General features: G+C 44.9%; 28 protein-coding genes and 1 pseudogene. 19 read left to right on the forward strand and 10 right to left on the reverse strand.

Annotated elements, in window-relative coordinates:
- Window positions 1–25 precede the first annotated feature (25 nt).
- Window positions 26–646 (forward strand): molybdopterin-guanine dinucleotide biosynthesis protein B, encoded by a 621-nt coding sequence (mobB, locus tag H1230_RS15675; RefSeq protein ID WP_239716856.1) that lies wholly within the window; start codon window positions 26–28, stop codon window positions 644–646.
- A 144-nt stretch (window positions 647–790) separates the two neighbouring features.
- Here mobB and xerS read toward each other — a convergent pair whose 3' ends face one another.
- Window positions 791–1,873 (reverse strand): tyrosine recombinase XerS, encoded by a 1,083-nt coding sequence (gene xerS, locus H1230_RS15680; protein WP_239716858.1) that lies wholly within the window; start codon window positions 1,871–1,873, stop codon window positions 791–793.
- A 135-nt stretch (window positions 1,874–2,008) separates the two neighbouring features.
- Between xerS and H1230_RS15685 the strand changes: the two genes are divergently transcribed.
- From H1230_RS15685 to H1230_RS15725, 9 genes and pseudogenes are all read left to right on the forward strand, one after another.
- Window positions 2,009–2,884, forward strand: coding sequence for a beta-1,6-N-acetylglucosaminyltransferase (locus H1230_RS15685; protein ID WP_239716860.1), 876 nt, complete (start codon window positions 2,009–2,011; stop codon window positions 2,882–2,884).
- A 90-nt stretch (window positions 2,885–2,974) separates the two neighbouring features.
- Window positions 2,975–3,481 (forward strand): GNAT family N-acetyltransferase, encoded by a 507-nt coding sequence (locus tag H1230_RS15690; protein WP_239716861.1) that lies wholly within the window; start codon window positions 2,975–2,977, stop codon window positions 3,479–3,481.
- Between the two features lie 28 nt (window positions 3,482–3,509).
- Window positions 3,510–4,398 (forward strand): annotated as a pseudogene (locus H1230_RS15695) (aldo/keto reductase).
- Between the two features lie 146 nt (window positions 4,399–4,544).
- Entirely contained in the window at window positions 4,545–4,946 is a 402-nt protein-coding gene (locus H1230_RS15700) for an Rrf2 family transcriptional regulator (protein WP_239716863.1), read from the forward strand.
- A gap of 75 nt (window positions 4,947–5,021) precedes the next feature.
- The gene (locus H1230_RS15705) at window positions 5,022–5,675 is read left to right on the forward strand and encodes an MBL fold metallo-hydrolase (protein ID WP_239716865.1); all 654 of its coding nucleotides are present in this window, start codon (window positions 5,022–5,024) and stop codon (window positions 5,673–5,675) included.
- Between the two features lie 26 nt (window positions 5,676–5,701).
- Window positions 5,702–6,808, forward strand: a complete 1,107-nt coding sequence (locus H1230_RS15710; protein ID WP_239716867.1) for an AbrB family transcriptional regulator — start codon at window positions 5,702–5,704, stop codon at window positions 6,806–6,808.
- 394 nt (window positions 6,809–7,202) lie between these two features.
- Entirely contained in the window at window positions 7,203–7,826 is a 624-nt protein-coding gene (locus H1230_RS15715; RefSeq protein WP_239716869.1) for a TetR/AcrR family transcriptional regulator, read from the forward strand.
- 37 nt (window positions 7,827–7,863) lie between these two features.
- Window positions 7,864–8,742: a hypothetical protein gene (locus H1230_RS15720; RefSeq protein WP_239716870.1), complete on the forward strand. Its 879-nt coding sequence runs from the start codon at window positions 7,864–7,866 to the stop codon at window positions 8,740–8,742.
- A 35-nt stretch (window positions 8,743–8,777) separates the two neighbouring features.
- Window positions 8,778–9,263, forward strand: a complete 486-nt coding sequence (locus H1230_RS15725) for a flavodoxin domain-containing protein (protein ID WP_239716872.1) — start codon at window positions 8,778–8,780, stop codon at window positions 9,261–9,263.
- 145 nt (window positions 9,264–9,408) lie between these two features.
- Here H1230_RS15725 and H1230_RS15730 read toward each other — a convergent pair whose 3' ends face one another.
- Window positions 9,409–10,371, reverse strand: coding sequence for a Gfo/Idh/MocA family protein (locus H1230_RS15730; RefSeq protein ID WP_239716874.1), 963 nt, complete (start codon window positions 10,369–10,371; stop codon window positions 9,409–9,411).
- Between the two features lie 118 nt (window positions 10,372–10,489).
- Here H1230_RS15730 and H1230_RS15735 point away from each other — a divergent pair, with 118 nt between their 5' ends.
- Window positions 10,490–11,449, forward strand: a complete 960-nt coding sequence (locus H1230_RS15735) for a helix-turn-helix transcriptional regulator (RefSeq protein WP_481857153.1) — start codon at window positions 10,490–10,492, stop codon at window positions 11,447–11,449.
- A 217-nt stretch (window positions 11,450–11,666) separates the two neighbouring features.
- The gene (locus H1230_RS15740; protein WP_239716878.1) at window positions 11,667–12,671 is read left to right on the forward strand and encodes an SDR family NAD(P)-dependent oxidoreductase; all 1,005 of its coding nucleotides are present in this window, start codon (window positions 11,667–11,669) and stop codon (window positions 12,669–12,671) included.
- 112 nt (window positions 12,672–12,783) lie between these two features.
- On the opposite strand, the gene H1230_RS15745 is transcribed toward H1230_RS15740, so the two are convergent.
- On the reverse strand, window positions 12,784–14,025 hold the full coding sequence (locus H1230_RS15745; protein WP_239716880.1) for an MDR family MFS transporter: 1,242 nt from the start codon (window positions 14,023–14,025) through the stop codon (window positions 12,784–12,786).
- Between the two features lie 144 nt (window positions 14,026–14,169).
- On the opposite strand from H1230_RS15745, the gene H1230_RS15750 reads away from it, so the two are divergent.
- Window positions 14,170–15,963, forward strand: a complete 1,794-nt coding sequence (locus H1230_RS15750) for an ABC transporter substrate-binding protein (protein WP_239716882.1) — start codon at window positions 14,170–14,172, stop codon at window positions 15,961–15,963.
- A 94-nt stretch (window positions 15,964–16,057) separates the two neighbouring features.
- On the opposite strand, the gene H1230_RS15755 is transcribed toward H1230_RS15750, so the two are convergent.
- Together H1230_RS15755 and H1230_RS15760 are read right to left on the reverse strand one after the other, a co-directional pair.
- Window positions 16,058–16,372: an NIPSNAP family protein gene (locus H1230_RS15755; RefSeq protein WP_239716884.1), complete on the reverse strand. Its 315-nt coding sequence runs from the start codon at window positions 16,370–16,372 to the stop codon at window positions 16,058–16,060.
- A gap of 205 nt (window positions 16,373–16,577) precedes the next feature.
- Entirely contained in the window at window positions 16,578–17,033 is a 456-nt protein-coding gene (locus H1230_RS15760) for an Hsp20/alpha crystallin family protein (protein ID WP_239716886.1), read from the reverse strand.
- Between the two features lie 113 nt (window positions 17,034–17,146).
- Here H1230_RS15760 and H1230_RS15765 point away from each other — a divergent pair, with 113 nt between their 5' ends.
- From H1230_RS15765 to H1230_RS15785, 5 genes are read left to right on the forward strand one after another with little or no spacing between them, the layout of a single operon-like run.
- On the forward strand, window positions 17,147–17,371 hold the full coding sequence (locus H1230_RS15765; RefSeq protein ID WP_036687577.1) for a spore germination protein: 225 nt from the start codon (window positions 17,147–17,149) through the stop codon (window positions 17,369–17,371).
- A gap of 13 nt (window positions 17,372–17,384) precedes the next feature.
- On the forward strand, window positions 17,385–17,600 hold the full coding sequence (locus tag H1230_RS15770) for a spore germination protein GerPB (protein ID WP_239716888.1): 216 nt from the start codon (window positions 17,385–17,387) through the stop codon (window positions 17,598–17,600).
- Between the two features lie 47 nt (window positions 17,601–17,647).
- A complete protein-coding gene (gene gerPC / locus H1230_RS15775; protein WP_239716890.1) occupies window positions 17,648–18,250 on the forward strand; it encodes a spore germination protein GerPC in 603 nt (200 codons plus the stop codon).
- Window positions 18,247–18,459 (forward strand): spore gernimation protein GerPD, encoded by a 213-nt coding sequence (locus H1230_RS15780; protein WP_481857154.1) that lies wholly within the window; start codon window positions 18,247–18,249, stop codon window positions 18,457–18,459. Before gerPC ends, H1230_RS15780 begins: the two co-directional genes overlap by 4 nt.
- 3 nt (window positions 18,460–18,462) lie before the next feature.
- Complete coding sequence (locus tag H1230_RS15785) at window positions 18,463–18,909, forward strand: hypothetical protein (RefSeq protein ID WP_239716892.1); 447 nt, start codon at window positions 18,463–18,465, stop codon at window positions 18,907–18,909.
- On the opposite strand, the gene H1230_RS15790 is transcribed toward H1230_RS15785, so the two are convergent.
- A complete protein-coding gene (locus H1230_RS15790) occupies window positions 18,876–20,198 on the reverse strand; it encodes a PQQ-binding-like beta-propeller repeat protein (RefSeq protein ID WP_239716894.1) in 1,323 nt (440 codons plus the stop codon). The two genes, H1230_RS15785 and H1230_RS15790, sit on opposite strands and share 34 nt — an antisense overlap.
- Window positions 20,199–20,373: 175 nt before the next feature.
- Between H1230_RS15790 and H1230_RS15795 the strand changes: the two genes are divergently transcribed.
- The gene (locus H1230_RS15795) at window positions 20,374–20,724 is read left to right on the forward strand and encodes a hypothetical protein (protein WP_239716896.1); all 351 of its coding nucleotides are present in this window, start codon (window positions 20,374–20,376) and stop codon (window positions 20,722–20,724) included.
- A gap of 166 nt (window positions 20,725–20,890) precedes the next feature.
- Here the strand turns inward: H1230_RS15795 and H1230_RS15800 are convergent, their stop codons facing one another.
- The 4 genes from H1230_RS15800 to tnpA form a co-directional block, all read right to left on the reverse strand.
- The gene (locus H1230_RS15800; protein ID WP_239716898.1) at window positions 20,891–21,784 is read right to left on the reverse strand and encodes a multicopper oxidase family protein; all 894 of its coding nucleotides are present in this window, start codon (window positions 21,782–21,784) and stop codon (window positions 20,891–20,893) included.
- Window positions 21,785–21,879: 95 nt separating this feature from the next.
- The gene (tnpC, locus tag H1230_RS15805) at window positions 21,880–23,457 is read right to left on the reverse strand and encodes an IS66 family transposase (RefSeq protein WP_239716900.1); all 1,578 of its coding nucleotides are present in this window, start codon (window positions 23,455–23,457) and stop codon (window positions 21,880–21,882) included.
- 68 nt (window positions 23,458–23,525) lie between these two features.
- Window positions 23,526–23,879, reverse strand: a complete 354-nt coding sequence (tnpB, locus tag H1230_RS15810) for an IS66 family insertion sequence element accessory protein TnpB (RefSeq protein WP_239716902.1) — start codon at window positions 23,877–23,879, stop codon at window positions 23,526–23,528.
- Window positions 23,873–24,205, reverse strand: a complete 333-nt coding sequence (tnpA, locus tag H1230_RS15815) for an IS66 family insertion sequence element accessory protein TnpA (protein WP_239716904.1) — start codon at window positions 24,203–24,205, stop codon at window positions 23,873–23,875. The genes tnpB and tnpA overlap by 7 nt, the downstream gene beginning before the upstream one ends.
- Window positions 24,206–24,225 lie beyond the last annotated feature (20 nt).

Raw genomic sequence — 24,225 nt, forward strand, 5'->3', positions numbered from 1 at the left:
TGAAGGCAGAATGGAGGAGTCAAAGATGAACCGCAGCAAAAACAACCCAGTACGCAGCAGGAGCGGCCATCGTCGTAGATACCAGAGATCTCGGCACCAAGTAAGCCAACCCGCTGTTACAAGCCAACCTGCGGTTCTTCAGATTGTTGGTTACAAAAACAGAGGCAAAACTACGCTAATCTGTGCGCTTATTCCGCTGCTACAGGAGAAAGGCTACACAGTAGCCGTTATTAAACATGATGCTCACAGCTTTGAAATCGATCATGAGGGTACGGATACCTTTCGGCAGAGAGCGGCGGGAGCATCAGCGGTTGCTATTACAGGGGGAGAAAGGACTGTTCGGATCGAAGAGTATGGCAGCAGTTTAGCAGAACTGATAGCCTCTTTTGCCAGCTACGATTTCATATTAGTTGAGGGCTTCAAGAACGTAGCCTATCCCAAAATTGTACTGATTCAACAAGAAGACGATCTAGAGCTGCTGAAAGAGTTGAATAACGTGTGGGCAACGGCTGTCTGGGCACCAATGAATAATGCGATAACCTTTCTGCCCCCAACGGGCTTCATTCAATATGACATCAACGATGTTCCAACGATTGCGGGCGATATGTGCCAACAACGCTATTATTTTCAAAATTTCATCATATGAAAAATTCACATCAGTAAAGCCAATGAATTTGCTGCTTGCTACCTAGATTCTTTTCCATAGATCGGGTAATAAGGAAGGGCGGCCTTACCATCTTGGAATCAAGAAGGCAAGCACCGCCGAATGAATTAAAAGATCAAACGAATACTAAGGCTCCAAGCGTCGTTCAATGGCTTCAGACATCGTTTTATCCGTAAGATGTGCATATATCTCAGTAGTCTCGGTAGAAGCGTGTCCAAGCTGCTCTTTCGTTTTATAGATATCATTCTGCAGATAATAATCGGTTGCAAAAGAGTGGCGAAGCTTGTGCACCGTTAGATAGGGCTTGCCGAAACGCTTGGCGTATTTAATGATCATTTCCTGAATGGCCCGTTTGGTCATCCGTTTACCTTCCTGCTGTCCGTTAGGCAGAGCGATAAATAGTGCTTTTTCCCTTTTTGGCGTTTTATAACGTGGCTGACGCAGACTTAGATACAGCGCGATATCATCCTTGGCTTGCTCCCGGAAATAAACAGGGGTCTTGAACGTTTCATCATTGTTACCTTTTCGGGTGACGTACAAAAGCTTATTGTTGACATCCACATCATCTACGTTCAGATTGACAACCTCGGAGACACGGAGACCGGAATTCAGAATCAGGCTGGCAATGCAGGCATCACGTTCACGATTTAACTGGAAGGAATAATAGGCTTGTTTGTTAGCTTCAATATCACGCCCATAGCCTTCATAGATATAGCCTACAAATTCCAGTAGCTCCTCATCCTCCAGAATTTTTCCCTTTAGCTTAGCTGCAGTATCCTTCGGCTTATGTAGACGTTTGATTTCAACCTTGGCCATAATGTTGCGTTTGAGCAGCGGGTAGAAGTTCTCATCCTCGGCAATCTGGCTCAAATAGTGAAACAAGGAGCGCAGTGCAGACAGTTTGCGGGATACAGTCACCCGCGTGTTCGTTCCTACCGTACGAGTAGTCAGATACAGCCGGTACCCAACAATATTGTCCATATGCAGAGTTTCGAGATCCAAGAGGGTTAGCTCCGTATTATTGGTGGCTACTGTCAAGCCCTCACCCCGCAGCCAGCCGAAAAAAGACTCGTAGTCCCGAATATACTCCAGCAGTGTAGAGGGGGATAGATCAGGTCGTTTGTAGTCTATAAACTGCTGCACAAACCAAGGCATGTGTGGCATCTTTAATTCTAGATTTTTACGGTCGCTGATTTTTTGAATGCTCATGAGATTCACCTTTTTCATAGTTTGCCTGTTAGCTCTATCTTATCATGTTTTGTTTCAGGTCGATCCTTCCTCTATCTAATTTGGTTAATCTATTCTATAATAATATGGAAAAAATGAGAGAAAGGATGAATGTTATTGCGAAATTTCAAAATGGCATATGTAATCCTTTGTCATAAGAATCCTGAACAGATAAATATGTTAATCAACAGCTTAAATGATGAGTTTGTTGAATTTTTTCTGCATGTGGACAAAAAAAGCAATATCGAGCATGAAATTTTACATCAAAACAATATTCATTTTGTGGAGCAGCGTATTAATGTGCATTGGGGGCATTATAGCCAGATTGAATGTATTCTGAAATGTTTTGCATTGATCCAAGAACATGGAGTATTTAACTATATACACGTCATTAGTGGACAGGATTTACCTCTCGTATCCAATGGGATTATTGTAGATTTTTTCAAGGAAAACCAGGGAAAACAGTATGTTAAGCATGTGGAATTACCGAATGAATCGGAAATGTGGGGATGTTTTTACAGAGTATCCGTATATTATCCGAAATTCATATTATCACGGCAGAAGCAGGTTACCGCACTGAGAAATCGCTATATCAATTTGATCATGTCGGTACCCAAGCTGAAGAGAAACTTAAACCTCTTGCCGGACAAGCTGTATAAAGGTTCAAATTGGATGTCAATTACTGGAGAGTGTATGAATTATATTCTGGAATTCACTAAGAATAACCCTGGATATGTGGAATTCTATAGACATTCCTTTTGTGGAGATGAAATCTTTTTTCATTCCATTATTCTGAATAGCCACTTTAAAGAGCAGGTAGTGAATGAAGTGAAAAGATACACGGACTGGACATCAGGACCGGAATTTCCCAGAACCTTGACGGTGGAGGACACTGAACGGATTCAGAATAAAGGAACAGAATGCTTCTGGGGACGGAAGTTTGATCTTGATGTGGATAGAACAATTATTAGGAAAATCTTGCAAAAGGTTTGACGATTTCAGCATAGGTAGATGCGGAATGTTGTTTAGACTGATTATTATGATAAAATGTTCTTATTCACAACATTTATAGAGGTGAACCTAATGGAGCTTGGGATTGAACTGGTTCCCAAAGAGCGGAAGCAGATAATCAGCAGACTGATGCAGTTCTATTTGTATGATTTTAGTCGTTATCTGGATCTTCATGTAGATCAAGATGGGGCCTATCCAGCGTATCCCGGACTTGAAGCCTACTGGAGCAGTGGGATTAATAAATGTCCATACGTTTTTAGAGTTGAGGGTGAAATTGCCGGGTTCGCGCTCGTTGACCGCTTGCTGCGCAATCCGGAAGGACAATATTATATGACGGAATTTTTTGTGCTGCAGAAATACCGTAGAAGCGGTATAGGCACATGGGCTGCGCACAAGCTTTTTGATATGTATCCAGGAGACTGGAAAGTTTCGCAGATTCGTGCGAATACACCTGCTCGTACTTTTTGGCATCGTGTTATTGAAGACTATACGGGTGGGACCTTCGAAGAGCGCTTTAATCCAAAGTTGGGTAATCCGAGTCAGTACTTTAGTACTTTAAGCATCAATAAAGTCAAATAAGTTAAATGTTCATCGGGAGGTATTACATATGGAGAAACGAAAATATGGCAGCACGGATATGCAAGTTAGCATACTGGGTTTTGGTGGCTCCGAGATTGGCGATCAGGATGAACAAACTGTAAACCGGCTGCTGAGTGGAGCACTCGAGGCTGGACTTAACCTTATTGATACAGCGGAATGTTACGGCCATAGTGAAGAACTGATTAGGCAAAGTACTTGCCGGTCGTCGCGATGAATATCATTTGTTCACGAAATGTGGGCATGCTGCAGGTCTCGAATTTGCTGATTGGGACCCTTTACTGCTGGAGCAAAGTATTGACCGCAGTTTGAAGCGGTTGAACACGGAGTATGTGGACGTAATCCATCTTCATAGCTGCAGCGAGGAAATCCTGCGCCGAGGTGAAGTGATTCAGGTGCTCGAGCGCGCGAAACAGGCGGGGAAAACACGGTACATAGGGTACAGTGGCGATCGCAATGATGCCTTATATGCAGTACAGACGGGACTATTTGATAGTCTGGAAACTTCGGTGAATATAGCGGACCAGGAGGTTATCCAACGGACACTTGGTGAGGCGGCACGGCGCGGAATGGGTGTAACAGCCAAACGTCCTATCGCTAATGTTGCCTGGGCATTTGAGACCATGAAGAAAGAAGAGTACCCTTATATTTATTGGAAACGTCTACAGGAGCTGAACTACAGTTTCCTTGAGGATGTGCAAAAAGGGGTTGAGATTGCGCTGCGCTTTGCGCTCAGCACACCTGGTGTTCATACGGCGATTGTAGGCACCAGAAATCCCGACCGCTGGGTCCAAAATGCCGCTCTACTTATGAAGGGCAACTTACCTCAAGAACAATATGACCAGATTCGCTCCCGCTGGCAGGAAATCGCCGGCAGTGATTGGGTAGGCCAGACGTGAGTTGGCGGTAATGAGCAAGTGTACGAAGACGTATTGCGTAATAGCAATACGTCTTTTAGCTATTAACGTATTCTCAATTGATAATGAATTTTAAGTGTGCTATAATTTGCTCATATAAATAAGTGAGAGAGGAACCTTGAGAAACCATGGCGGAACTAAAACGATTCGGATACGGTCTGCAGGCATTAGTTGTGCTGGCTTCACGTTCTGGACAATATTCCAGTACAGAAATCGCTGAGCTTATTAACGGTGAGGCGACGGCTCTTCGCAAAATCCTTTCCAGACTTACGGATGCCGGATTTATTGAAGTGAGTCAGGGTAGAGGGGGCGGGTATACGTTAGCCAGAAGACCGGAGGATATTACTTTAGCGGAGGTCTACCGTTCACTACAGGATGATGGGGCACAGTGGGAGCGGATGCTCGATACAACTGGCAACAATTTTTTTGGTAAGAAGGTGCGTGAATCCTTTGTGCAGATCATTACGGATATTCATACACAGGTAGATCATGTATTGCTTTCATATACGATTGCGGATCTAATGGAGTGATTTTTTTGGCTAAAGTGTGCTAAAATTTGCACATTTTAATAAATATGATCTTACTAAGAGAAGAGGATGGTTAGAATGAAAATTAAATGGTTTGGGCAATCGGCATTTCTGCTTACTTCACAACAGGGTACAGTGATCTTAATTGATCCGTTTGGAAGACGTTTTCTAGGATATCGTATACCTGAGCTTCGGGCGGATATTGTTGCTGTGACGCATGATCACCGTGACCACAATCAAGTTCAGGTAGTTCAAGGCCAGGTCGAGCTGGTGAATCAGCCAGAACACTACTCTATTAAAGATATAGATATTCAAGGAACTCCAACCTTTCACGATAATGTAGGGGGAGCGAAGAGAGGCAACAATATTGTTTTTGTATTCACCGTGGATGGGCTGAGAATCTGCCATACCGGTGATTTGGGGCATATTCTGACCGACGAGCAGGTAGAGAGTATTGGTAAAGTGGATGTTCTTATGCTGCCTGTAGGAGGCAAGGGAAGTACCCTTGATGGAGTCGGAGCGACAGAGGTGATGCGGCAGCTGCAGCCGACGATTGCAATACCTATGCATTACAGTACAAAAGCCTTAGGCCTCTTGGGCAGGATACTTTTTGACCGTGAAGATAAGTTTCTAAAAGTCGCCGGTTATCCTGGTACAGAGGTTAAAGAATTAAATATCTCCCAAGATTCACTTGAGGACTACCGAGGAGTAGTTACCTTTCAGTATAAATAATTAGAGGTTAGAGAAGAGGAACAGCCATGGCGACTACATTAACTTCAACCCGAAATCCTGTTAAAATCGCCTTCACCTTGCTCTGCGCACTGGCTGGAGGTGCCTTATTCATGCTTCTGCACCTGCCTATTCCTTGGCTGCTCGGACCCATGATTGCCACATTAGTAGGCTCTAATATTGGCAAAAAGTATTATGTGTGGCCAAATTCGCTTAGAAATACAGGAATGATTATTGTAGGTTATACCATAGGCTTGTCACTTACAGCCTCAGCGCTGAGGGAGATGGCCAGGCAGTTACCTTCCATGCTGCTCATGAACGTTCTATTGCTGTTGTTCTGTGCAGGCATTGCGCTTGTAGTATCCAAAATATCAGGAATAAATTACAAAACAATTCTGCTAGGCAGTATTCCCGGTGGATTGACGCAGATGCTCATCTTAGCAGAAGAAACTGAGGATATTAATCTTACCGTTGTGACCGTTATTCAGGTTATTCGGCTGATGATGATCATCGTGTGTGTACCCTTATTAATATTCAGTCCGGTATTCGGCAACAGTAGTGGAATGACGGATGTTACGCCATTACTAACAGGAACAGCGGCCACTTGGACAGGCTTATTTCCGAATATGATTCTTTTTGCGATTGCTTGCACGATTTGCGGGATACTGGGCCAAAAAATAAAATTTCCCACAGCCTATTTACTGGGTCCGGCTATTATTACGGCCATTATACAAATAAGCGGTATACATGGCCCTGCACTTCCGTTCTCCATCATTAATGCCGCTCAGCTGATGATCGGAGTCTTCGTTGGGTTGTTGCTTGATCCTCGCAAACTGTCCAATAAGCTTCAGACCATATCTCTGGCCATTGGCAGCGGGATCGTACTCATTGCAGGTTCGTATGGGCTTAGCTTACTATTCTCCTACATTGTAGCTGTTTCAGGTTCAACGGCATTACTAAGTTTAGCACCTGGAGGAATGGACCAAATGAGTTTGATTGCCCATGAAGTTCATGCAGATTTGTCTACGGTAGCTGGTTATCAATTATTTCGTACGTTTTTCATTTTCTTTGCGGTCCCGCCGTTGTTTAAGATGATATTTGGCATCAAAAAAACACAGACATCTCCATCTAGATAACATAACTTATATTATGTTAACTAGCATCGATAAATGAAAATCCTCTAGAATTTCTAAATAATATTTTGGGCTTATCTAAAAATCAGAGGTTGAGTACACGTGCAGATTGAGCGGAGGGTCGGAGGGATTCGGAAGAATCGAAGGGGTCGCCTTTAAAGCCAATTTCACCCTTTCCTCGTTGTTCAATCAGAAAATCGGGCTTTAACAGCGATCGTAAGAACCCTCCGAGCCGTAGCGGCTCTACTGACAACAGGTCAACCGCTGATTTTGGCTTTGAGCCCATATTTCGATACTTATTGTGCGAATGAGGATTGACTTCCAACTCCATAAAATGTATATTTAACACTGTTCAATACTTGAACAGTGTTAAATTACGTTAAGGGGAGGTTTATCCATGACCAAAGAAGAAAGGCAAGAGCGAGAACGAGAGGAAATGCGGATATTGATTCTCGAAACGGCCGGCCAATTGATTGCTGAGGGAGGGATAGGGAAACTGTCCATCCGCAAAATTGCCGACAAAATAGAGTACTCCCCAGGGATCATCTATCATTATTTCCAGGGCAAAGAGGATATTATCGAGCAGGTGCTGCAAAAAGGCTACCTTGATATGGTATCCGGATTGAATTCAGGGCAAGCTCGTGAGCAAATAGATCAATCACCTGAGGCGCTATTGAAACAATCTTTACGACAATTCATCAGGATGTCATTATCTGAAGGATCACAATACCGGAATGTGATGCTTAATGACTCCCCTGCTGTTTTGAGTCACACGGCAGTGCTCTTCAAGGGCGCTGCGCAGGATCGACAAGCATTAGGGATGCTCTGCCAATGTCTTCGTCAATTTGAGCAGATGTCCACCCGTGATGACATTTATGTTGAACGGACGGCACAGGTGATCTGGAGTGCAGCGTTTGGACTGATTTTGCGGATAACTGTAGAGAAGGATTTGCCGGAGGAGCAGAGAGAGGCATTGATCACTCACTATCTGGAGGCTATGCTTGCTGTTGCTACGAAGTAAGGCAAGGCATTTCGACTAGGGGCGGAGGAGGTTGGTAATGAAACATATGAGATCGGTGGCTATTCTATCTGTACTAATTAGTGTCCTTGCGGCGGTTGCTGCAGGTTATGGTCTCTTTTCAGGCAGCGGTGGCAGCGGGGCGGAATATACCTTCACATCGACATGGGGCGATGCGGTGCAGATTTATGGAACCGGTGTGTATAGTCATGAATCGGTATCTATGGCTGCCCAGGCCAAAGGTCAGGATGCTGTCACCCTAATCATGGCCATTCCGTTACTACTTGTCTCACTCATAATGACAGCTAAAGGATTAGTAAAAGGGCGGCTGCTGTTGGCTGGAACGCTTGGCTATTTTTTATATACCTATGCTTCTTACAGCTTTCTGGCGATGTACAACTCCTTGTTTCTGGTTTACGTAATGCTGCTTTCGGCTAGCTTCTTCGCCTTTATCTTAACGCTGCTGTCCTTCGATAAAGATCGGCTGCATTCCTATTTCAAAAAATCTCTTCCAGCCAAGAGGTTAGGCTCCTTTCTGTTATTTATAGCTTTTATGATTCTGATGCTGTGGCTAGGGAAAATAATAAATCCGCTGTTAAGTGGTACTGTACCGCAGGGGTTAGAGCACTACAGCACACTAGTTATTCAGGCATTGGACCTAGCGATCGTGGTACCGGTCGCCACTGTTACCGGCATTCTGCTTATCCGTAGACAGTCGATTGGGTATCTGATGGCAGCTGTTGTCATCTTCAAAGCCGTTACATTGCTTACTGCGATTACAGCTATGCTTGTAGCAATGGTCTTTGCAGGTGAGGTAGTTTCAGCGGCTGAGCTGGTGATATTTCCGCTTTTTAATGTTGGAGTCATCGTCTGCATGATTATTTTATTACGAAATGTGATTGAACCAGCAAGACAATAAACTATAGGCCAACAGGCTGAAGAGGAGCTTGTGTGATGAAGACAATTATCGTGTATACCTCGAAATATGGATGTACAGAGAAGGCAGCTTACGAATTGAAATCCCGGCTGTCAGGAGAGACTGAGGTAGTTAATCTTATGCATGCCAAAGAGCCCTCGCTTGCTCCATATGACACCGTTATCTTGGGCGGGTCCATCTATTTTGGGAAAATTCAGAAGGAAATGTCTGACTTTGCGAATAAGTACCAGCAGGAGCTTTTGATGAAGAGAGTAGGTCTATTCATCTGTGCCGGAATGAAAGGAGAACAAGTGGCACAAGAATTGACTGCAGCCTATCCAGTAGATGTGTATAATGGGGCGCTCGCCAAGGAAACATTTGGAGATGAGGTTTATGTAGAAAAGCTAACCTTACTGGACAAATTCATCCTGCGAATGGTGAAAGGGAAGAAGCACGAAGCTTCGGGTTTGTCGACGAAAACCATAGACAGCTTCGCTGAAACTATGTCAATTAAGATAGGCTGAAGTAACTTGCCAAACAAATTAGGATCAACAACCGCTCTTTTATTAAAAAAACATTATATGAAAAATTCACAATAGAAAAACAAATCACCTCCTTATCCACTTCAGTCCAAATATCAACTATCAGCTCTCTATATCCTAAACCCAATTAATAAGGATGGAGTAACACATTCCCCCAGGCTAGTCTATTTTTAATTTCAATGGCTATTTCCAAAGCCTCTATGGCGTTATTGAGAGACAGTAAGGATTCGGAACCCTCGTGCAAGCACTGAAGGGCATATTCGATACTCTGTTCATACGGATTTGCCTTTTCTAAGATGAGTACTTCTCTTCCAGATGAAGTGTATTCGTATAATGTGGATTCAATAACGCCCTTTATATCGTCACTTTCACGAAATATAAGCTTAGCATGCTCGAAGAATGCCTCATACCCAACCGTAAAGGGATAAGTCTCTGGCATTTGGGAAGAAACAAGGATCTCTGCGGACACATCCGATTGTTCAAAAAATACTCGCACCAGCGCTTCACCATCTTTACCCGCGTTTGTTCCCCAAACCGTAAACTTGTCGGCTGCTCCCAGCAGCCAGGTTAGAAAATCCAAGTCGTGGATCATCAGATTTGTAGTGATGGAGTCGAGTCCCAGGTCTCCCCACATTGGGGAGGTCTCTCTTGTTAAGCTGAAGGATAAAAGCTTTCCATATTTCTGCTGGTGTACAGACTCGTAAAGGTACCTATAGGCCGGATCAAATTTGATAAATTGGTTAATAAATATTCTTCTTCCATATTGGGCCGCTGCTTGCTGCATCTCTAGGGCATCTGCCATTTCATAGCAAACTGGTGTCTCACAGAATACATGCTTCCCGTTCTTTAGTGCTTCTATGGCGTAGTGTTTATGGAGGGGAGTGGGCAAACAAATATCAATAACATCAATGTCGGCATCAAACAATATATCAGCGATATCTGTAGTAACCTCTACTTTCAACTCCTCCTGCAGTTTCTGCAGCTTAACTTCATTCCTTCCGAAGACGACAATTCTGCCGATGTGCTTCATTTTACTAAGTAACTCAACATGATAGGCTCCAAAGCCTGTTCCCAATACACCAATGTTCATAGGTATTCGCTCCTTCCATCTTATGGATATAATGATATACTTCTAATGTTGACAACGGATTGGCAACAATTATTTGAGGCTCAGAAAGATATATAGCTGGACTACTTTGGAGGGTTCCATGGTGAGATTACATCGCTTAATTGCTATTTTGTTATTAATAGAGTCCAGGGGGAGGATGAAGGCCCATGAGCTGGCTCATGCTCTGGAGACTTCTGTCCGTTCCATTTATAGAGATATTGATGTACTGGCGGAAGCCGGGATTCCAATGGTCACTACCCCTGGTCCTCAAGGTGGGATTTCATTAATGGAGGGTTATACGCTCAATCTCAAACAACTGCACGGGGAAGAGGTCATTAATCTGTATTTAACAGGGATGGGGATGTATGCAGGAGGGGGAAACGAGACTGCTATACAGCTTAAGAATACTCTCCTGAAGCTGGAAAAGACGTTGCCCGTCAACTATCAAGCCGATGTCGAGAAGGCTAAACGCCGCTTTTATTATGATGATGCCCCTTGGTGGACTGAACGTGTTGCTGTACCGTGTCTTGAAGCAGTGCGGGTGGCAGTCTGGAACTCCCGAAAGATCATGATTCAGTACAATAAGGCAAATGGCGAGTCCTCCACGCGTAGATTACAACCCTATGGGCTTGTAGTGAAGACCATGGATTGGTATCTGGTTGCCTTTTGCGAGGAGACAAATCAACTTCGGACCTTTAAATGCGAGCGAATCACTTCAGTAAAGCTTACGAATGAACACTATTTAATCCCTGAGGAGTTCACCTTAGAGGAGTATTGGAAGGATCAGGAAAGGTCTTTTAAGCAGGTACGCAGTGAGGAAGAAGTGTACCTGGTAGTTCTCAGAACAGATAGACTAAATGCGGATTTCTTGAAAAGGTTGGAGGTTACAGAGACTGTAACGGATGGAGAGCAGCTCATGTTGACTGCGAATATGTATAGCTACGATAGGGCCTGCTCCGATGCTATGTCTATCATTAGCCAAGCCGAAATTGTGGAGCCAGTGGAATTAAGGCAGTATATTGTGGGAAAATTAACGGTGCTGCAAAAAGTGTATCATTAGCTACATTGTTCTTCAGAAAAATTGTTCAGCAACTAATAGTTTACATAGTATATATTATGTTATCTAATAAACATCAAGATAATGTTATATTCTCAGAAACGTCCATATACAATAATTCCTATAGTCCACGATGCCGATAAATAGTGTTTGCCTTAAAGTATACTTTAAGGTGTATGCTCCTTTCAGAGCTTCTAATAAGGAAATGAGGAATTTCAAAATGACAACTTCAATAAGCAATGAAGAGACTATTCAAGCCCCAATCTCCTCGGGCTTTGGTCCTCAGACAACGGCACAGGAAGTAGTTGGTGATCTTGATCTGACAGGAAAGGTAGTCATTGTTACTGGCGGGTATTCTGGCATTGGACTGGAGACTTCGCGTGTACTGGCGGATGCTGGTGCCACAGTTATTGTACCGGCGAGAACACCAGAGAAGGCTCGGGTAGCAGTGGCAGGCATATCACGGCTGGAAATGGAGGCGCTGGATCTCATGAACCCAGCTTCGATTGATGGCTTCGCTCAACGCTTCCTAGATTCAGGTAGACCGTTGCATATGCTGATTAATAGTGCTGGGATTATGGCTGCTCCGCTCTCACGAGATGCACGAGGCTACGAATCCCAGTTTGCCACGAATCATATGGGGCACTTTCAATTAACGGCTCGGCTCTGGCCCGCTTTGAGACAAGCTGGAAATGCACGGGTCATCTCGGTTTCCTCGCGGGCACATCGCTTGGGTGGGGTGGACTTTATGGACCCGAACTTTGAGCATAGAGAATACGATAAATGGCAGGCTTATGCCCAGTCTAAATCGGCAAATGTATTATTCGCCGTTGCTCTGGATACAAAAGGTAAATCACACGGCGTTCGTGCTTTCTCTGTACACCCTGGATTGATCCCTTCTTCAGAGGTAGGCCGCTTCTTAACAGAAGAAGACGTAGCTCCTAAACCTGTCGTACAGAATGAACAGGTTAAGCCTGCTGTAGAGGGAAAGGGAGAGTATCTGAAGTCAACAACACAAGGGGCAGCTACTAATGTCTGGTGTGCAGTCAGCCCACAGCTTGAAGGTCTAGGTGGTGTCTACTGCGAGGATGCCGATATTGCTGAAGCTGTTCCAGCTGACAGTATGCAGGGCACTGGGGTACGGCCATGGGCGATAAACTCTGAATATGCAGAGCAGCTCTGGCAACTGAGCGAGAAACTAACAGATGTGAAGTTCGAATTGTAAGTGCAGCAAGGATAAGAATGAGTTATCGTGTGAATATTCTTGTCTTTCAAATAAAAATAGCGGCCCAATGGGTCGCTATTTTTCTATACGATAAGCTGATTTCATTTGGCCATTACAGCTTTATTGCCGACTCACTTATAGCTGAACTTTTTTCTCTGGCAGTAAGCCTTCTATGGGCAGTAATGAGAAAAGGCAGGCCTAACGCCGTAGTTAAAGCCAACGGAATAAAGACAGCTGGACCATTTCGAGCGCCGAATTGGTCTAGCAGCAGCCCCCCGAATATGGGAGCCATGACGTTCCCGAAATTATTGAATCCAATTGTACCAAAGTACGTGCCTTTCCATTCCGGCTTGGCAATCCGGTCGATCAGCATATCCATCATGGTAAAGAGCAATACCTCCCCAATGGTGAACAACACAACGCTGAACATCAGCAGCGCAACCCCTCCAGCTACACCGAATAGCAATAGACTCAGAGCAACACAGGCATTCCCTAGAATTAAAGGAATTAGCGGTGGGAATTTACTAGCGGTGCGGACAATTGGATACTGGACTACCAGTACGGTCACTGCATTTAACGACAGCATATAGGAGAATAACTGTCTGCCATCGGAAAAGTGTGTGTTCATCGCTAAATATTGCGCCAATGTTGAACTGAAATGGCCGTAACCTAGCACGCAAAAGGTTGTGCCCAGCAGCACTGGCAAGAATACACGGTCACGTCCGGTCGTCGCCATTGCTTCGCGTAAGCGTGGAGCTTGGACTACAGAACGGGCGGGCAGGTTGGAGTGGTGAACCGAGAACTGTAAGAACAACACCAGACCATAGGCAATATAGACGATTCCGGCAATCAGAAAGGGGAAGGTAGACTTGGCAGAGCCAAGCTGCAGGCCGATGATTGGACCAAAGACCACACCCAAATTAACAGCAGCATATCTCAGGTTAAAGACCAGCAGCTTATGATCAGGTGGAGTAATATCTGACAGAAGCGCACGTGAAGTGGGTTCGAAGACAGCCCGGCATAGCCCATTCAGTGTATTGACCAGAAAGAACACCCACAAATGCTGAGCCGCAGAGAAGCCGAAAAATACACCTGCCCAGCAGAATACAGAAATCAGCATAACGGTTTTACGACCAATAATATCGGAAATATAACCCCCGTAGAAGCTGACCATGACCCCAGCCAGTGAACTGACGGCAACTGTAAAACCGGTTTGTATATGTGTTGCGCCAAGTACTTGGGTCAAATAGATGGATAAGAAGGGAATGCTCATGGAGGTTACAAGCCGTCCGAACATCGTACCGAGAATGATGGTCCAGGCTAAAGGGTGAATATGGCGCAAATGTTGACTCATAATAAAGGGGATCTCCTACTCTAAAGACTATATTTTGGGGACTGCAATTGTTGTGCTGGTTTAGGTATAATTGTAATGGTAAAAGGGGGAAATAAAAGTGTAAGGTTTACACCTTGGCCTTCACCTTTAAAGGAGCAAATGAGAATGGACAATATTACCGCTCATTTTGTACGTATGGTAGCTGCTATTAATATGCCATCCAGACTACAAGAGCCTATTCCAACAACTATTGAAGGACTGGCTGCCATTCTTTGCTGTACCCCGCGGAACGTGAAGTTTATTCTGCGCAAGCTGGAGGAACAAGCATTTATTGAGTGGCAGCCCGGGCGTGGGAGGGGTCATACCTCTCAGCTAACTTTTTTGCGGAGTGTTGAAGAAGTCTTAGAGGACAGCTTTCAGGATTTAATCAGTAAAGGAAAAATCAAGGATGCAATCGAATTGATCGGAAATGTGGAAGTGAATGAAGCCCTGAAGGAACGTTTATTAACATTATTAAATAAGCAGATGGGCTTTCGTAGCGAAGCTGAGACTACTTCAGGACTGGATGTTTTGCGTATTACCCGCAATCGCCATATGGAGAAGCTGGACCCGGCGTTGGTATATACCGCTTTTGAATCGTATTTGCTTGGACACATCTGCAGTACATTAGTCTCATATGATGCAGCCAGCCGTACGTTTCTTCCAGGACTGGCCCATATGTGGGAAGCGAATACGGAGCATACTCGTTATACTTTTTATTTGCGCAAGGGCGTACGCTTTCATCATGGCAGGAGCATGACTTCCCGAGATGTTAAAGAGACTCTACAGCGGTTGACCAACCTAAAAAGTCCAGCCTTATACCATTATCGGGATATTGCAGCGGTTGAGCTTGAGGGTGATCACCGTATCCGCTTCGAGCTGCACCGTCCGAATCTTTTTTTTCTACATTTATTCAGTTGTATTCATATGTCGATTGTTCCCTTTGATGTAGATTTCGCTCATGGAGCCGTGGGGACAGGGCCATACCAGCTAACAGATCTTAATGAAGATGTGTTAGTCCTGACTGCTTTTGATTATTACTATGGAATCCGTCCGCTGCTGGACCGGGTTGAGATTTGGTATTTGCCGGAGCTCGGCACCAATGAACGCCAATATCAGCTACCTGACGTTAATCAGGAGAATCTTCCGCCTAATGAGTGTTACAACAATAGTATTGACTACCCGGCTTTGGGCTGCCGATATATCTTGTTCAATTTCCGCAAAAAAGGGGTCCATCATCATGTTGCCTTTAGGCAAGTCTTGCGCATCCTATACAATCAAGTGGCTCTGGTTAGAGAGCTGGGCGGTAACCGCATCACGCCAGCCGACAGCCTTTTGCCTTGGAACAGCAGTCAAAGAGAGTGGGCGGAGCCTTCTTTTGAGCAGATAAAGGATCTGTTGCGGGAATGCGGATACGAGGGCGAGAGCATAACCATTGCTTTTATGGCCAAAAAAGAAGAACAAGAGGAAGCGAAATGGCTGCAAACACGTGGAGCATTAGTTGGACTGCGAATAGAGCTGCACCCACTAACTGAATATAATCAGGAGATTATACAGAACAACGCTGATTTGCTAATTGCTGAAGAAGTGCTGGAGGATGATTGGCAATGGGGAATGATCAATTATTTTAGGAATGAATCCAATTCCTTATTCTTCTTGCTACTGGACAGTCAACGGGCATTACTGTACCGCGAATTAGAACATTTCTCACAATTACCTAGAGAGGAAAGGGGAGAACTACTCAATAAAGCAGAAGAGGTGCTGCGGGATAATTATTGGATGCTGCATGGCTGTCATATTAACAAAAGAGCGCAGCTTAATCAAAGCTTGTTTGGCCTGCATGCCGGATCATTTGGTTTCCTGGATATTTCCAAGCTATGGATCAAAACAGGACTGCAAAAAGATAACACACCAAATTGAGCCTAAATGAACTACTTAATGGGATATATATTCTAAAAGAACCCTTAAGCCACTTCGAAGTTGGCTTAAGGGTTCTTTTGCATAAATAGGGGCATTACAAGACAAGGGCCTTCTTCATAAACGTGCTATCGATTCTGTCTACTAATGGTCCGTTAAGTTCTGACAATCGTTTAACTTCAATCCAGACTGGGTCTTTCTGGAAGTCTTCAAAGTTACGGTTCCTCGTCTCCAGGTCCGGATGTTCGACGACATAATAAAGACGATTGTTGCTAGCCTCTACATCTTCCCAGAAATCCGTTATGTTCATCCCGTGATTCGCAAACAGCTGAACCGTATGATCTTTGAACCTTGCCAGGATGTCCTGCATCTTGCCCGGATGGATGTGATAGGTCCGAAGTTCGTAAATCATAGCGTTTTGCCCTTCCTTCTTCTCTCAAATGAATAGCTATGCTTATCATACTTAATAAACTATGAAATTGTAAGTGGAAAAGGGGTAAAACAGGCGTGAAAAAACAGCGTATAACTTAAATTATACGCTGTTTTAGATCTAAGGCGTTTTTATAAGCCCAATAGGGCAACTGGACACTAAGATTCGTCTCTTTTTATGCGGAAAATTACAAATAACGGACATCAATATCTCTAAAACGGCCAGACAACATTTTGGGCATGCGGAGTTGTAATGAACCTTGTTTATAAGTTGCTTTGCTCTGCTCAGGATTAACAGGAAATGGAAGCTGGATAATTTCACTCTGCTCTTTACTGAGACCGTTGATCTTTATCTGCGTCCGGTTAAGCTGTACCCAAATATTCTCGGGATGGACCCGGCTGGGAATGGTGATTTTGGAAATCAGAAAGTTGTGGGTATCGACATGTTCAAAGTGCAAGCCGCTCGATTTACCATCATTATTCAAGGAAGAAGATGTGGCCTCTTTGATTATTTTTTCCACATAGCTGTCGATTTGGTTCGGGTCCAACTTCCACTGCTCCTCTAGAGCTTTAAGAGATAATTGCTTTTTGAAAAAGGGGTCCTCACTCAGCCAATCCAAAGGGTTGGATTTATTTGAACTCATAGAGACTATAACCTCCTTTGTTTTTGTTCATTGTATGGGCCCGTGACTTTTTTAGTGACACATGGGCTAATATCTACATAGAATGGCGTATCCTTCTGAAAGGAGGTGGAATCGTGGTTTCCATCATCGGCAATATTAAAATCAACAGCGTGGGCCCCAGTTCCACAGTCTTAGTAGGAAATACCGCGTCCGTTATCTTAAGCAGCAACTCGAAAATCTATGCCGGTGCCAACTCCTTCTCCATAGGTGACTCCATAGGTACAAATATTACAAATAACGCGGCCAGCAGTACTAATACGATGGATTCAGATGTGGTGGATCAGGTATCGCCGCCTTAAGGGGTGTGGTGTAATGAATCTTTCGGTATATCAGTGCATATCGATCCATAGTCTTAGCATTGGAACACTGTCTTCTTCCTCCATCCTCCAGATTGGCACTTCCGGGAAAATCAATGCCTTATCGCATAACTATCAGAACACGGGGGGTGAAACATCTTCACCGCCTGACACTACGGGTGACTCACCTCGGGTTCTTTTGCCGGCACCGGCTGAAATGTATCCCCGTTGAATTAGGGTCTCTGGCTTCGCATACAATAAACCATAGGAGGGGGTTGTATGCACCCATATTACGTTCAACAGGTTTTTAATGAGCTAAGAACGCAAGCTCAGAAGCTGCAGCAGCTTGAGAAACAGCTTGAGGAGCTGCAAAAAGATGTGGAAACTCTAAAAAATAATAAATCTGCAGCTATCGGGCCTATCAATTATCACTTTGAGCAACTGAAGATTGAAAAGCTGGAAGGCACATTAAATATAGGAATTACTCCGAATGAGGGGAATCATCTGGACGAGGCCGTAGTAAACGGTCAAACGATTGGATCACAATCACAGGACACGGAGAAACAGGCTTTATCTGAAAAAATCCGTCCGGAGTTGGCAGCTTATTTGCAGAACGAGGTTCCTGAACAGTTCGTTCGTCGGGCAAAAGAACGGAAGGCAAATATAAACCCTCAGTATATTCAAATGGTGACTCAAGACCTAGAGCAGCAAATGGACGGCCGGATCGAGGAGTATCTGAGTCAGCTTCCTGTTGTACAGGAGAATCGCGACAACATTGAAGAGGTCTGTGCATCGATCGTTTCTCAAATTAAACGGGATATCGACACAGCCGTACAGCGGCATATGGATTTGGAAGATCAACGGAAGGCGGGATTAGTGTGAAAATGCTCGTTGTGAACAAGGAACTAAACGTGGGGGCAGTAAAAGTAGTTTCGATTTCTGGCTCATCGGTATTTCTAGTTGGAGATTCCCAGACGATTCATTGTTCCTCTATTGTTGATAGTACAACGGAACAAATATCGAACGATCCAACGCAAAATAACGTGAATGCGTCTGATTCCCTTGTTCCGAATAAAGAAAAAGACGCTTAACTCATGCGCACCTCCAGTATTCAAAATGTCTATATAAATGACCTGTCGAACAGCTCGCTATTTATTTGCGGGTCTGTGGGGAACATCAAGTCTAGTTATGCCGGGAGAAAAGAAACGGCCCAGTCTAGCCAACAACAAGCCGATAACGGCGCCAGGGTTGAAGCTGTTGAAACTCTGAATGCAAGGCCATTCCTGGTTGGACTAGAAAGTGAGTGTGAGCAGGGGGAGGAAGAAGAATTTGAGATCCTAAATTCTCCCTCGGAATCGATTGTGAAAATTGAGGGGATCAAAGTACTGTCCATTTCCAGCGGGACGACCTTTCAGATCGGCAACTGTGATTTCATAGACCTGAACAGCCGCATTCGCGAGATCAAGCAGGGGATGCTCCTAATTCATAGGGAGTATGCTGATTTTCGTTATTGTAATTCCTTGGGCAGGGTGACTGCATAAATATCATATTCCGTATGAATCAATACGGTATTATTTACAACGTTTACTTTACCGTACTGCCCTGCATCGGTCTTGAGTTTGCCGAGGATTGTACCGGTAGCCACATTTATGATATAAAAGTTGCCCTTATCATCGCCTGTATAAACACCATTCCTCATTAGCTGTAGATTGAGGGCTGAACCAGCAAGGCTATCGAATGTAACGATTTTGTTATTGTAAATATTGACTTCGGTAATTTGTGTTCCCTTTTGAAAAAAAATCATTCCGTGGGTAGGCCCGGCTACCCATTTTCCAAACTCCTCGTAACTTTTGGGTGGGGTCTCAGAGGCCTGCCCCAGCGTGAAACGGTTTAGAAAAGCTTCATCCTTATCCATGTTGCTGTCTACAGAATAAACATAAGAGCCCTGAAGTGAAGTGTGTTTGTTTCCCATTCTGCTAAGGTCAGTAACGGTTTTGTAGTTTTCTTCGCCTATCACCTTACCTGTTGTAACATCTACTTTTGTTAGTGTCACTAGATAGCCGGGAACAGGCGTTATTGGGAAGGAATATGGGGCATTCGCTTGTTGCCGCAGAATGAGCTGACCATCCCGATAAGCGACAAAGGAATAAATCCCTTCGCTTCTCCACAGAATTGTACCTCTGGTAGGGTCGAGACCGAAAAACTGGGTGCGGATATTATTGACCGTGCTTTTGACTACAAGTACCTTTTTATACTGGCCGATAATACTGCCAACGTACATAGGTATTTTTTTGTTTTCCCATAATTTATGGCCTGAAACTGGATGATAGGCGGCAATACCGCCGCTCTCGTTACGGAAGTATATTGTCCCGTTCAACAACTCGGCAAATGCTCCAATTTCAATCGGGGGTTTTGCCGCTTTAACCTTCCACAGCAGCTTCCCCGTTTTGGCTTCGACTTTTACCAAGTACCCTTCATTATTGATGAGAAATACCGAGTTCCGGGTTACAATTTCTGGTGTTCCCCCGTTTCTGTAAGTCCATTTCACTGTACCTGTGGCAATATCTACAGCATGAAGGTTACCGCCCTTAGAAAAAAACAATAATCCATTTGAAAGGGGAGGGTGGTCGTTATAAAGTCCAACTTCATCTGCTTTGGTTTGCCATTTCAGCTTCAGTGTTGTTATAGATTTGCCAGTGGTAGCGCTTTTTGGTGTAGAGGAAAGAGTAGCTGCTTCCGCTGGAGTGTTGGAAGATAAATACAGACCAGTTCCCGTTGTCAGAAGAGTGGTTACAAGCAAGCTTTTTAAAATTAACCGAGAATTTTTCAAAAAAATAACCCCCAAAGTTTTCCATATTATATAGACCCATAAAATAGGAATTAGTTTCATTTTATTCCTTGTGAATTATTAGTTAACATAATAAATACTATGTTAACTAATAATTCAATTGAGCCGAAATGGGGTAATACAAGATAATTAATCATTTCAACTGGAGGTTACTACCATGGGATTTAACTTAGGTGGATTTAATTTAAAGGGTTTAATAGATACAGTAAAAGAAGGAGGGATTGGTGAGCTGTTGCAAAACCTTCCTCTTGATCAGCTTCCCCTGGACCAACTGTTGGAGAAGATACCACTTGACCAGCTATTGTCCAGCTCATTTTTGCAGAAATTCACTTCATTTGAATCACTTCAGGATATGCTGCAGCAAGGCGGATTCTCTGCCGCTTCAGTCGAGGATGTGAAGTCGCTGCCGATGGACCAATTAAATGAGCATGTTAACCAGTCCACGTCATTTGGTTCGTTTAAAGACATGCTATCAAAAGCCGCCGAATACTATACTCAGCGTAAGTGAAACTGTGGCATGATTGATTATTAAGTTGATAAATGACATGAATGCAAAAAAAGGGTAAGCGTCAAATAGCCCACACCTATTCATCAGGATGTGGGCTATTTGACGCTTACTTGGCGGCTTCCGTCCCTTAGTAACTTTCACCACCTCCTGTGATGAGGGTTTTCATTTATACATATCTAATCGTAGTAGTCATTCCTCCTAATTTGTCAGTAAAGTTATTTGCCATGTGGTGAGGAATATGGCAATGAAAGACCCAGGTTCCAGGATTATGAGCTTTAAATTCGACATCATAGGTTTCTCCGGAACCAACCAGGATCGTATTTTTTAGATACCTACTATGTGGAGCTAGAGTATTTCCATCTGTTGCTGTGACTACAAATTGCTGCCCATGCATATGAATCGGGTGGGGGTTCATCATTAAATTTCCGAGTCGTATTCGCACGAGATCACCGTATCGAACTTCCAATGGTGTCGTATATGGGAAACATCGACCATTCATCGTAAAGAAATTAAACATATCTGAGTAAGGGTCCAAATCGTAGATTCCTTCTTTCACTTCACCTTTCATTAAATCCTTGACCTTAAATTCTTGGAGCATGATAAAGTAATCCCGCTGAATTTTGGTTCCATATTCATTCGGGGCAGCGATGATGAATGCCCCCCCTAATCCCATCATCTCTTGTTTTACCGAATGAAAATGAGTGTGGTACATATGTGTACCGGGAGGGTTTACGATTTTGAAATGGTAGTCAAAATAAGATCCCGGTTGAATTTTTGGAGACGGTTCGGCATCTGGCACTCCATCCATAACATTAGGTACATCTAAACCATGCCAATGTACGCTTGTGGGTTCCGAAAGTTTATTGTGTACTCGGATCTGTACATAATCGCCAGGAAAAACGATGATTGTGGGTCCCGGAGAACTGCCGTTATAACCAAAAGCGTTAATGAGCAAACCAGGTAACAACTCTTGTTTTACAGGTTCGGCAACAAGTTCAAAATATTTGACTCCATTCCTTTCGATAAAAGGCAAGTTTGGTAAATCTGGAGTGATAACCATATTACAATCCCCCCTCTCTTTAGATATGTATTCAAAGTAAACGTAAAATAGCCTCCACCTTTGACATCAAGTTGAGGGCTGTTTTGCTGTATCATTTAAGACTTAAACACCCGGCAAGCCGTAGGCAACGTTGATGACCATGGCAGCAGGCTGTCCAGCACTTCGAGATCGTTAAGATCAGATAGCTGCGGTAGCTGCTCGAATAGGTACTTTAAGTATTGGAACGGGTTTAGTCCGTTTTCCTTTGCGGTCTCAATCACGCTGTAGATGACTGCGCTGGCCTTGGCACCGCGAGGCGTATTGGCAAACAGCCAGTTTTTCCGCCCGATGACGAATGGCTTAATCGACCGTTCGCTTCGGTTATTATCAAGCTCCAGCCGACCATCCTTTAGAAACGCCGTCAGCTTCTCCCACTGGTTCATGCTGTAAGCAATCGCTTGGCCAAGCAGGCTCTTCGGCAGCGTACGGGACCGCTGCTGCTTCAGCCATGCCAAATAAGCATCCAAAATCGGGCGGCTTCGCTCCATTCGAATGTTGTAACGTTCTTCCGGCGCTGCATCCTTCAGTTCGCGCTCAATGGCAAATAACTCATTGCAGAACTGAAGCCCCTGCTTGGACGCCGTTTCCGCTTTGTCCGAAGAAGGCGGCAAAGCCTTCAATGCCTCGTCGAACTTGCGGCGCGCGTGCGCCCAGCATCCAACGAGCGTGACGCCCTTCACCTTGTGGTAGCCGGCATAGCCGTCCACATGAAGATAGCCGCTGAACCCGTTAAGATAATCCCGCGGATTCTCGCCGCCTCGCGTTGGACGGTAGTCGTACAGAACGATCGGCGGGCCCATTCGACCCGTACGATACAGCCATAGATAGGACTGGGATTCTGCGGATTTACCCGGTTCGCGCAGCACCTGCAGCGTTGTCTCGTCGGCATGCAGGACATCTTGCTTCAAAAGATGCGTCTTCATTTGCTGGGTCAGCAGCGTTAGCCAGTGCTCCGCACCATAGATCATCCAATTGGCAAGTGTCTGACGGGATAGAGTCAGTCCCATGCGTACGAATTGCTGCTCCTGCCGGTAGAGCGGCTGGCTGTCCACATACTTCTGGCTCATGACATGCGCCATGATGGACGGCGAAGCCAGGCTGCCCGGGTAGACAGGCTTGGGCATTGGAGCCGTGACGATCGGCGTACGAATATCCTCGCGCTCACAATGGCGGCATGCATACACTTTCCGTACATTGCGAATGACCTTCACTTGAGCTGGAATGATTGCAATTTCATTGCGCGTTTCAGTACTCATCTCATGCAGCTCACCACCGCAGCACGTGCGGATTTGCTCTAACGCAGGCAGCTCGTAGACGACTGTTTCAATGGGGAGCTGCTCAAGCTTGGTTTCGCGGCTTGCCGACTTTTTGCGGCTATACGTGATCGTCTCAACGTCCGGCTCCTGCAATTCAGGTGTCGCCAGGACTTCGGCTTCGTTGAACAGATCGAGCTCCATCTGATCTGGGTTCGTCCTTTCACTCGAAGCGCCAAAGCGCTTCTGCTGCGCGAGACGGAACTGCTCTTCGTACCATTTGAGCTTGGCCGTCAACTCGGCGTTTTGCTGCTCGAGCTTGGCAATGGCAGCTTCGTAATTTTCGGTTGTAGGGTTTGTCACTTCCGTTAAATTTTCCATGTTTACATGTATTCGAAAGCCGTCCGAGACAACCTGCTCACAGGTATGTCGATTCGGCGAACTTTGGTTTAAATGACGGTCTGAGCTGTAACATGCGGGTGAGCTTGCCGCTGAGTCAGCGAAAGTCCGTCGAGCAGCCAGCGCAGCTCTCGATGGGAAATGGTGAGCGGAGTGCTGCCGCCGGTCGGCCATTGGAACGTACCGCATTCAAGCCGACGATAGAATAACCAGAAGCCATTATGCTCCCAGTAGAGGATTTTGAGCTTGTTGCGCTCGCGATTGCAGAATACGAACAAGCACGGCGCGAACGGATTCAAGCCGAAGCCTTCTTGCACTAAGGCAGCTAATCCGTCAATGGATTTGCGCAGATCGGTCGCACCCGTGGCGAGATAGACATGCGAGATGTTTGGCAGCGTCAGCATGGGGATTCCAAGGCGTGAACGATTTTGCGAAGCAAATGAGGATCGAAGTCTTGATGGAGCTCGATACTAGCTTGCCCGATCCGGACGATGAGGGAAGAAGCGTTGATGATGGCAGCACTGGGCGGATCGGCGACGGTGATCGGCAGCCAGTTCGTTGAATGCGTAGATGACGAAGAGGAATCTTGTTTCAATTTGCGGAGCCAATATTTCAATGATTCTTTCGAGCGCTGATTGGCGGCGCACCACGCAGACATGGTGAGACCGCTGGCTTTGTAATCTGCCACACGGATTGTCCATTCATGGCGGCGTTTGTCTCTGTTGGTCATGCGGCAACCTCCTGTTAATG

Origin of the sequence: Paenibacillus sp. 19GGS1-52 (assembly GCF_022369515.1) — a bacterium.
Taxonomy (GTDB): Bacteria; Bacillota; Bacilli; order Paenibacillales; family Paenibacillaceae; genus Paenibacillus_AQ.